The following is a 584-nucleotide window of genomic DNA, read 5'->3' as shown; positions in this document are numbered from 1 at the left end:
GTCTGCGCCACAGTAGACCAGATTAAAGGAGTAATACCTTCTTCCATACACAACCATCTCAACAGCGGACAAAACCCCTGTCCTCTTGTTTTTCGGCATTTGGAGTGTAGTTGATTTGACCGTTCTACCACATATGGTAACCGCAGAGATACCACAACGTTACCTAAACATAGTACTTGCCGCTCAACTCGCCCATTCCCCTGACTTTTCGGGTGTCGCCATCCCTGTGTTTGTTTTTTCGCCGTCTTCATTGCTTCGGGTGACTCTGAGAGATTGTGTAACAGCAAGGCGATACATTGTCCCGCTAGCTCAAGCGCCGCTTGTCTAATTTTCTGTTCTCGGTCACGAAGAGTTCGCCCATCCCACCGTGACACACTATCGAGTCACAGTTCAGCGGCAATTGTCTTCTCAAAGCTTTCAAGGCATTTCGCTAAATCTAGTGTTGCAGGTATAGTGTTATTGCAATTCATGGTAGGAACTCCTGGCTGCTTGGGCCTTGCCCAAACATCTTGCCCAGGCATCCTACTTTTTTTTGTGCTTTTCACGCTACCCTACCCAATCCCACTTTTTTGCGTTGCGCCCTT

1 pseudogene is annotated in these 584 nt (G+C 47.9%); it reads right to left on the bottom strand.

The annotated features are described in order from the left end of the window. Positions 1–374: pseudogene (locus tag DSM107010_RS37950) on the bottom strand (ISLre2-like element ISCst1 family transposase); the annotation flags it as partial. Positions 375–584: the final 210 nt, after the last annotated feature.

Source organism: Chroococcidiopsis cubana SAG 39.79 (assembly GCF_003991895.1).
GTDB classification, from domain to species: domain Bacteria; phylum Cyanobacteriota; class Cyanobacteriia; order Cyanobacteriales; family Chroococcidiopsidaceae; genus Chroococcidiopsis; species Chroococcidiopsis thermalis.
Note: the sequence above shows the minus strand (reverse complement) of the source record. Positions and strands in the feature narration are given on the sequence as shown.